The 9699-nt window shown below is 66.5% G+C and carries 1 protein-coding gene and 1 pseudogene; both read right to left on the bottom strand.

Annotated features, from left to right (window positions below; translation table 11 throughout):
* Window positions 1-9357: non-ribosomal peptide synthetase (locus tag F6X61_RS21660; RefSeq protein WP_153788466.1), on the bottom strand; the 9357-nt coding region annotated here is incomplete at its 3' end.
* Between the two features lie 6 nt (window positions 9358-9363).
* Window positions 9364-9699: pseudogene (locus F6X61_RS21655) on the bottom strand (phosphopantetheine-binding protein); the annotation flags it as partial.

Here is a 9699-nt window from a genome sequence, read left to right as displayed (position 1 = left end):
ATCAGGCTCAGGCAGGGCCTTGCGGTCCAGCTTGCCGTTGGGGCTCAAAGGCAGAGCTTCGAGGTGCATGAACAGCGCAGGCACCATGTACTCCGGCAGGTGTGTCAGCAGTGCCGCGCGCAGTGTCTCGCTGCCCTGCGCTTCGCCGGTGTAGTACGCGATCAGGCGTTGATCACGAGCCATCACCACGGCTTCCTTGATGCCGGTGATGGCGGTCAAGCTGGCCTGGATTTCGCCCAGCTCGATGCGCAGGCCACGGATTTTCACCTGATCGTCGTTGCGGCCCAGGTACTCGATGTTGCCGTCGGGCAGATGGCGCGCCAGGTCGCCGGTGCGGTACAGGCGGGCGCCAGGGCGTGTGCTGAACGGGTCATCGATGAAGCGTTCGGCGGTCAGCTCGGTGCGGTTGAAGTAGCCACGTGCGACCTGCACGCCGCCGATGAACAGCTCGCCAGCCACGCCTTGCGGCACCGGCTGGCCTTGGCCATCGAGCACGTACAACGTGGTGTTGGCGATGGGCTTGCCGATTGGCGTGTTATCCGGCGCAGCGACGCAGTGCCAGGCACTGACATCCACGGCGGCTTCGGTGGGGCCGTAGAGGTTGTGCAGTTCCACGCTCGGTAACTGCGCGTGGAATCGCCGCACCAAGCTGCCCGGCAACGCCTCGCCACTGCACAGCAGGCGCTTGAGTTGGTCCGCCGCGGCTTCGCCATGGGCGAGGTACACGTCCAGCATCGACGGCACGAAGTGCAAGGTGGTGATGCCTTCGCGGCGGATGACTTGGCGCAGGTACTCCGGATCACGGTGCCCGCCCGGGCGGGCCATGACCAAACGCGCGCCGGTTTGCAGCGGCCAGAGGAACTCCCACACCGAAACGTCGAAGCTGAACGGGGTTTTCTGCAGTACCACGTCGTCAGCATCGAGGTTGTAGGCGTCCTGCATCCACAGCAGGCGGTTGACCACGCCGGCGTGCTCGTTCATCACGCCTTTAGGCAGGCCAGTGGAGCCAGAGGTGTAGATCACGTAAGCCAGATGACGCGAGGTCAGTGCTGTAACCACCGGGTTGCAGGCAGGTTGCTCGCCCCAGGTCGGCTGATCCAGGTCGATTAGCCGCCCACATTCCGGCACATGGCGCGTCGCGGCATGTACCAGCACCGCCACCGGCGCGCTGTCGGTCAGCATATGTCGCACACGTTCGGCCGGATAATCCGGATCGACCGGCACATAAGCGCCGCCGGCTTTGAGGATGGCCAGCAGCCCAACCACCATCGACAGCCCTCGTTCGACGCAGATGGCTACACGGTCGTCTGGTTTCACGCCCAAAGCAATCAGGTGATATGCCAAACGGTTGGCCTGTTCGTTGAGCTTTCGATAGCTCAAGGCGCCCTCTTCAGCCCGCACCGCCACGGCATCTGGCGTGCGTTCGACCTGCGCTTCGATCAGCCCATGCAGCGTCTGCTCAAGGTTGTAGTCCACCGCCGTGTCGTTGAATGTCAGCAGCAACCGCTTGCGCTCGTCTGCATCGGGCAACCCGGTGTGGGCTGGAATGGCCTGCGCGCCTTCGACAAAGGTCCACAGCAGCTGCTCCAGGTACCCCGCATAACGCTCGATGGTTGCCCGGTCGAACAACGCCGTGGCATAGACGATGCCCCCGGCAAAGCCCTCAACCCCCTCCCCCATGCTCAGGCTCAGGTCGAACTTGGCGATCCGCGCCTGGCTGCCCAGCGCGGTCACCGCCAGCGCACCCAGCTGCAGTGCCTGGCGCTGCGGGCTGCCCTCCCAGTCCAGCGACACCTGGTACACCGGCGTATGGGCCAGGCTGCGCTGCGGCCGCAGCGCCTCGACCACCTGCTCGAAAGGCAGATCCTGATGCGCTTGGGCCGCGAGCACAGTCGCCTTGACCTGTGCCAGCAGGCTGGCGACATCCGGCGCGCCCGAGGTTTGCACGCGCACGGCAATGGAGTTGACGAACATGCCGATCAACCCGTCCACTTCGGCCTGTCGACGGTTGGCCAGTGGCGACCCGATTACCACCTCGTCCTGGCCAGCAAGCCGCGTCAGCAATACCGCCCAGGCGGCCATGAATAGCATGTAAGGCGTGACCCCATGGCTTCGGCACAGCGCCTTGAGTTCGACGCTCAAGCGCGGGTCGAGGCAGAGCGCGACGCTGTCACCGGCATGATCCTGATGTTCAGGCCGTGGCCGGTCCCAGGGCAGGCTGATCAGCGTTGGCGCCCCGGCCAGCTGCGCGGCCCAGTAGTGCGCCTGGCGCTGCAAGGTATCGCCGCCCAGCGTGCGGCGTTGCCACAGGGCGTAGTCGAGGTACTGCACGGGCAACGCCGCTAGCGGGTCATCGCGACCTTGGCTGAATGCTTGGTAAAGCTCGTCCAGTTCACGCACCAGCACGCCCAGCGACCAGCCGTCGGCGACAAGGTGGTGCAGGGTCAGCAGCAGCACATGGTGGTCCGCCGCCAGGTGCAGCAGACGGCCACGGATCGGCAGGTCCCGGTGCAAAACGAAGGGCCGGCTGGCTTCCTGCTCGACCAGCGCAGCCAGGACCTGTTCGTCCAGGCCGGGCACCTTTACCGTGGCAAGGCTGAACGCCTCTGTTGCCAGCACCACCTGCGGTTCGCCATCCAGCCCGACGAAGTGGCTGCGCAGGCTCTCATGACGTTCCACCAGGCGCCGCAGGGCACGTTCCAGCGCCACGGCATCCAGCGTCCCTCGCAAGCGCAGGCCGATGGGGATGTGATAGGCCGCACTGCCCGGCGCCATCTGCGCCAGGAACCAGAGCCGCTGCTGGGCGAACGACAAGGGCAACGGCCCCACGCGCAGGCTTGGCTGGATGTCAGGCATCACCTGCGCGGGATGGCTGGCCAGGCTGGCGGCGACCGCAGCCAGGCGGTCGTCCGCGAACAAATCAGCCAAGGCCAGTTCCAGGCCCTGCCGCTGACGAATCTGGGCCAGCATGCGCATGGCCAGCAGCGAGTGGCCGCCCAGCTCGAAGAAGCGATCGTCACGCCCGACCCGCTCGACCTGCAGCAGGTCGCACCACAGCTGGGCCAGCAGTTGCTCCTGCTGACCTTGAGGCGCTTCATAGGCTGCTCCAGCGAAATCTTGCGGACCCGGCTGCGGCAGGGCCTTGCGCTCGACCTTGCCGTTGTTGCTCAGCGGCATCCGCTGCAGCGCCACGAAAGCGGCCGGGACCATGTATTCAGGCAGGCGCCCACGCAGGTAGCTGCGCAGGTCACTGGCTTGCAGCGCCGCATCCAGGCGAGTGAACCAGGCCACCAGGCGCAACGGCCCCTGCTCGGCAGGCACGGCCATGACAATCACGTCACCGATACCGGGGCACTGCGCCAGTTGTTGCTGGATTTCCCCCAGCTCGATGCGAAAACCGCGAATCTTCACCTGGTCGTCGTTACGCCCCAGGCATTCCAGCTGACCATCGGCCTGCCAGCGCACCAGGTCGCCGGTGCGGTACAACCTGGCACCGGCCCGTTGGCTGAACGGGTCTTCGACAAAGCGCTCGGCGGTCAGCGCCGGGCGGTTGAGGTAGCCCAGGGCCACGCCATCGCCGCCGATGTACAACTCACCCACCACGCCCCGGGGTACCAGTTGCTGGAGCGCGTCGAGTACATAGACCTGGGTGTTGCCGATGGGTTGGCCGATCGGCACCTGGGTAGCGTTGGCTGCCAGCTCGCGTACCTCACAGGTCACCGCAAAGGTAGTGGTTTCAGTGGGCCCATAGCCATTGACCAGGCGCAGCGTCGGCGCGCGGTCGAGCAAGGCACGAAACGCCGCAGGCTCGGCACGCTCGCCGCCGCTGATGAGGATGCGCAGCCCCGCCAGCGCTTCGGGCAGCAATTGCACGTACTGGTTGAACAGCGCGGTGGTGAGGAACAGCACGCTGATGCCTTCTTCTACCAGTGCAACGGCAAAACGCTGTGGGTCCACCAGTGTCGGATGGTCGATCACCCGCACCTGGCCGCCGTTGAGCAGCGCGCCCCAGACTTCGAGGGTGCTGGCATCGAACGCCGGGTTGGAGGCAAAGGCGACACGGTCCTGGGTGGTGAAGTCGGCATAACCGTTGGCCATCACCAACCGCACGATGCCACGGTGCGTCACGCACACGCCCTTGGGCATGCCGGTGGTGCCCGAGGTGTACATCACGTAGGCGCTGGCACCGGCGTCCCGGGGCAGGCCCGGGTCATGCGCGGGCTGGCTGTCCAGTGCCAGCTGGTCGAGGTCGATGCGCCGCACCGGGAAATCTGCAGCCGTATCGGCCAACGTCAGGAGCGCCGTGGCCTGGCAGTCTTCGACCATGAATGCCTGGCGCTCGACCGGCGCATGGACATCCAGCGGCACATACACTGCCGCGCACTTGAGCACCGCCAGTTGCGCCACCAGCAACTGCAGCGAGCGTGGCAGCAGGATCGCCACGCAGGCCCCCGGTACGACGCCCTCGGCGATCAGGTAATGGGCCAGGCGGTTGGCCCGTGCGTTGAGTTCGCCGTAGCTCAGGCTCAGCTCGCCGTGCGCGGCCGCCAGTGCCAATGGATGGCGGGCGACACATTGTTCGAACAACAGCTGCACGCTCTGCTCACGCGGGTAATGGCGTTGGGTCGCATTGAGCGTGTGCAGCAGGGTATGGCGCTCTTCATCGCCGATCAGGTCGATATGTGACAGGGTGGCCTGGTCATTGCCGACCATCGCCCAGAGCAAACGCTCGAAGTAGCCAAGGTAACGGCGCGCCGTGGACTCATCGAACAGCGCAGTGGCGTATTCGAGGCTGCCGGCCAGCGCTTCGCCGTGCTCGCCCAGGTTAAGCGTGAGGTCGAACTTGGCTACCTGCCCGGCCTGGGCCACGGCCTCCAGCTGCAAGCCTTGCAACTCAAGCGCCGGGCCATGGGTGGCCTGCCAGTTGAGGGTCGCCTGGAACAATGGGGTATGTGCCAGGCTGCGCGCCGGGCGTACGATCTCGACCACTTGTTCGAACGGCAGGTCCTGATGTGCCTGGGCCTCGAGCACACGGTTGCGCACCTGTTCGAGCAACGCCTGCGCGGTCGGCGCAGCGCCGGTGTCGATACGGATGGCCAAGGTATTGACGAACAGCCCCGCCAGCGCTTCGAGCTCGGCGCGGCCACGGCCGGCTACCGGGCAGCCAATAACCACCTCAGCCTGCCCGGCAAGCCGCGCCAGCAGCGCCGCCCAGGCGCCGAGCAAGGCCATGTACAGCGTTACCCCATGGCGCTGGGCCAGGGTGCGCAGGCCTGCGGCCAGGCGCGGGTCCAGTTGCAGAGGCAGGTTCGCGCCGGCAAAGTCCTGGCGCTCGGGGCGTGGACGATCGCTGGGGAGTTTGAGCAAGGTGGGTGCTCCGTTCAGCGCCTTGCGCCAATAGTCGGCCTGGCGTTGCAACTGTTCACCGGCCAGCCAGCGGCGTTGCCACACCGCATAGTCACCGTACTGGATCGGCAGTGGCGGCAGCGGGTCTGGCAGGCCTTGGCAGAAGGTTGGGTACAACGCTCTCAGCTCCTGGGTCAGCACCCCGAGCGACCAGCCATCCGCGACGATATGGTGCACCGTCAGTGCCAGCACATGGTGTTCGGCGCCCAGGCGCAGCAGGCGTGCGCGCAGCAGCGGGCCATGGGCCAGGTCAAAAGGCGCGCTGGCTTCTTCGCGCAACTTCGCGGCCAGCGCATCGTGGCTCGACATTTCGCGCTGGAACCAGTCGCCCCCGACAGTGGCGGCGATGATCACCTCAGCGCTGTCATCGCAAGGCATGAAGCGGCTGCGCAGGGTTTCATGGCGCTCGACGATACGCCGCAGCGCAGCTTCCAACGCATCGGCATCCAGCGGCCCACGCAGCCCCAGGGCCAACGGAACGTTGTAGGCCTGATTGCCGCCTTCCATCTGTGCCAGGAACCACAGCCGCTGCTGGGCGAACGACATCGGCAGCGGTTGCTCGCGTGCCACCGGTACTATCGCCGGCAGTTCACTACGCCCAGCGTTGGCCAGCACTGCAGCGACTGCCGCCAGTTCGGCATTGGCGAACAGTTCGGCCAAGGTCAGCTCCACGCCAAGGCGCAGGCGCACCTGCGACACCATGCGCATGGCCAGCAACGAATGCCCGCCGAGGGTGAAGAAATGATCATGCCGGCCAACCCGCTCGACCTGCAGCAGCTCAGCCCAGAGCTGCGCCAGGGCGTTTTCGAGTTCGCCTTCGGGGGCTTGGAAGCCTTGCTCGAACACTGCCGAGCGCTCGGGTTTGGGCAGCGCCCGGCGGTCGAGTTTGCCGTTGGCGGTCAGCGGCAAGGCAGCCAGCTCGACGAAGGCCACCGGCACCATGTATTCCGGCAGGTGCGCCTGCAGCTGGGCACGCAGGTTCTCAGGAGTTGCCGCGTCGACATCGGCCTGGGGCGTGAAATACGCCACCAGGCGTGGCTCGCCGGGCTGGTCCTCGCGGGCCAGCACCACGGCTTCGTTGATACCGGGCAAGGTGGCCAGGCGGCTCTCGATTTCACCCAGTTCGATGCGCACCCCGCGGATTTTCACCTGGTCGTCGTTACGGCCCAGGTAATCCAGGGTGCCGTCGGCCAGCCAGCGCACCAGGTCGCCGGTGCGGTACATGCGTCCGCCTGGTGTCGCAGTGAAGGGGTCGTCGAGGAAACGTTCGGCGGTGAGCGCCGGTCGGTTCAGGTAACCGCGGGCGACCCCAACTCCGCCGATGTACAGCTCGCCAGGCACGCCCAGCGCCACCGGCTGGCGACGTTCGTCGAGCACATACAGGCGGGCATTGTCCACCGGCCGGCCGATATGCAGCACCCCACCCGCCTCGACCACACCTGAGCTGGCCACCACGGTGGTCTCGGTCGGGCCGTAATTGTTGACCACGGCAAAGCGCTGGGTACGGTTGAACTGGCGCAGGCGGTCGCCGCCAATCAGCAGGGTGCGCAGGGTCGGGTGTTCGAGCTGGTGGCTGAAGGCATATTCGGCCACCGGTGTGGGCAGGAAGCTCACGTCCAGTGGCTGGTCGCGCCACCAGGCGAGCATGGCATCGAGGTCTTCGTTGCCTTGCGCGGACGGGGCCAGGTGCAACGTGGCACCGGCGCACAAGGCAGGCCAGAGCTCCCAGGCCATCGCATCGAAACCCAAGCCGGCCAGGCATGAGGTGTGGCGGCCATGGCGCAGGTCGAAGGCGCGGCAGTGCCAGTCGACCAGGTTGTTGACGGTCTGGTGCTCGACCATCACGCCCTTGGGCTGGCCGGTCGAGCCGGAGGTATAGATCACATAGGCCAGGTGGCGGGCACTGAGGGCAGGCAGCGCGGGGTTGTCACCACGTACCGGCCAGTCGGGCCGGTCTAGCAGCAACACGGGAACCTGCTGTGTCCCCAGGCGCCCACTCAGGGCCTGCTGGGTCAGTACCGCCACAGGTGCGCTGTCGGTGAGCAGGTAGTGCACCCGCTCATCCGGGTGAGCCGGGTCAATCGGCACATAGCCGGCACCGGCCTTGAGCACCGCGAGCAAACCTACCAGTGTGTCCAGGCCACGCCGGACCACCACTGCAATACGGTCATCGGCACCGACACCAAGGCCGATCAGGTGGTGGGCCAGGGCATTGGCCTGGCGGTTGAGGTCGGCGTAGGTCAAGGATTCGCCCGCCTGGGTGGCCGCGGTGTCCTGTGGGTGCGCCTGCGCCTGGCGCTCGATGCGTTGCTGCAGGGTCAGGCTGGCCTGGTAGTGGGCCGAGGAGTCATTGAACCCTTCCAGCAGTTCCTCGCGCTCGCTGCCTGGCAGCATGTCGAGCGCCAGCACCTGCGCAGCCGGGGCCTGTAGCAAGCTTTCCAGGGTTTGCTGCAGGTATGCGCAGACGCGCTGCGCCGGCACGCCCGCGCTGGCCAGCAGGGTCAGGCGCAACGCCTCGCCCAGGTCATCGACACTGAGGGTCAGCGGGTAGTTGGTGGCCTCGGCAGACTCGACGATATCGATACCGGCCAGCGCCGCACGGCGCGGTTCGCCGGCAGCGACCGTGCTGTGGCGGTAGTTGAGCAGCGTATTGAACAGCGGTGCCGGCGCCGCCACGCCGCTGCAGCGCTGGGCCAATGCCAGTGGCGCATGTTCATGGCGCATCAGTGCGCTCAGGCGCTGGTGGGTGGCGCGAATCGCTGTCGGCAAGTCGACGCCGTCCAGGTCAATCCGCAGCGGCAAGGTGTTGATGAAGATGCCCAGCGCCCGGTCAGTAGCTTCGGCGCCCTGTAGCCGGCCCATGAGCACCGTGCCGAACACCACCTGTGTACGCCCGGTCAGCCCACCCAGTACACGGCCCCAGGCCAGGTGGAACAGGCTGGCGACACTCACGCCCTGCCCCCGCGCATAGGCCCGCAGGCGCTGGCACAGGCCCGGCGGCAGGTCGAGCGCGTGCTCGTTGTGCTCGACGCCATCGCCCTGCACGTCCTGGATGCCATAGGCCAGGGTCGATTCGTCGATGTCGCCCAGCATCTCGCGGAAGAACGCTTCGTGCTGCGCCTCGCTGATGCCAAGCACCGCCTGCGCGACATAATTGCGAAACGGTACCGGGGCACCCAGGTGCTGGTGCTCACCTGTGAGGAAGGCGATCAGCTCGTGGCGCACCACGTCCAGGGCGCTGTGGTCCATGGCGATATGGTGGAACTGCAACGTCGCGCTCAGCGTGCCGTCGGCCTGCGCCGGCTCACGCAGCAGACGTATCAGCGGGGCCTGGGTCAGGTCGAGCCGGGCACGTTGCGGATCCTGTTCGGGCAGTTCCAGTACCTTCAGCTCGGCTTCTCGCCAGACCACCTGCACTGGGGTTTGCAAACCTTGCCAATGCACCGAGGTGCGCAGGATATCGTGGCGCGCGATCACCCCGCGCAGGGCATCGGCGAACGCCTGCAGGCGGTCTTCGCTGGCGAACGCGAAACGCGCCTGCATCACATACGGGTCGTGGTCGGTGGCACTGGCGTGGTGGAACAGCATGCCCTGCTGCAGCGGCGCCAGCGGGTAGATGTCCTGTACGTTGGCAGCGCCACCGGGAATGCTGGCGACGAGCCGATCGAGGCTGGCCTGGTCAAGGTCGATCAGGTTCACCTGCTGTGGGGTGATCCGCGTGCAACCGGGCTCGATCAGGTTGGCCGGCACTGGCACCGCGCCCTGTTTCACCGCCACGTATTCGCCGCGCTCGATCATCGCCACCAGCGCGGGCTTGTGCTCGCGCAGGCGCGCCACCAGGGCTGCGTCGGTCAGCGCCTGGCGGTTGCCCTGGACCACCAGTTGGCCATCCTTGAGTGCCAGCTGTACGTTGTTGGCCGTCAGTGTTGCCAATAATTGGTTGATGCTCACAGGACGATCTCCATGCTGTCTGTGATGGCTGCATAGCCGGCCAGGGTCGGTTGCTCGAACAGTGCGCGCACGTCGGCTTCCAGGCCTTGCTCGCGCAGGCGGGAGGTCAGGGTCACCGCCAGCAGTGAATGGCCGCCCAGTTCGAAGAAGTTGTCATGGCGCCCTACCCGCTCCACGCCCAGCAGCTCGGCCCAGATCGCGGCCAGCAGGGTTTCGGTTTCGCCTAGCGGGGCTTCATACGCACGGTCCTGGATCGCATCGGGTTCAGGCAGGGCCTTGCGGTCCAGCTTGCCGTTGGGGCTCAAAGGCAGAGCTTCGAGGTGCATGAACAGCGCGGGCACC

It is taken from the genome of Pseudomonas sp. EMN2 (assembly GCF_009650555.1).
Lineage (GTDB): Bacteria > Pseudomonadota > Gammaproteobacteria > Pseudomonadales > Pseudomonadaceae > Aquipseudomonas > Aquipseudomonas sichuanensis.
The sequence above is the reverse complement of the archived record's forward strand: the minus strand, read 5'-3'. Positions and strand labels throughout refer to the sequence as shown.